This is a genomic window from Lactobacillus sp. UMNPBX15 (assembly GCF_002553785.1).
GTDB classification, from domain to species: domain Bacteria; phylum Bacillota; class Bacilli; order Lactobacillales; family Lactobacillaceae; genus Lactobacillus; species Lactobacillus crispatus.
The window spans coordinates 1-427 of record NZ_PCYV01000092.1; the positions used below are offsets into that span (position 1 = coordinate 1).

Here is a 427-nt window from a genome sequence, read left to right on the forward strand (position 1 = left end):
TATCAAAGGCAAGTCGATAATCATGTGCAAGAATTTCATCTTCTTGAAGGGGATCGCCATAAGCAAAAACTGGCGCAATTGAGTTTTCAAACATGATATGCTCTCCACCAGCATCTGCAAAACGATCCAACCGCTGATAAACAGCATTTCGGGCGTCTTCTACACTAGGGTAGAGTGAAACAAAGTAACGTGACTCAGGACCAGCATAACCACCATGAACCAAAACTTGAACATCAAGATCATCAGCTAAATAAAGGAGCTTTTCAGTTGTAAATTCGATAAAGCGATATAGGTCAGGATACTGTTTTTCAGGGGCCACTACTTCTGAATGATGATCCTGAAACTTCATTGGGTGATGTAGAATAATATTTTTAATTCCAGCATCTTTAACGTATTGAATAGCATCATAGAGGCGTTGGTAGCCTTC

Annotated in this window: 1 pseudogene; it reads right to left on the reverse strand. The window is 40.0% G+C overall.

What is annotated here, in order from left to right:
• Positions 1-427, reverse strand: a pseudogene (locus tag CP366_RS10415) (sugar phosphate isomerase/epimerase); the annotation flags it as partial.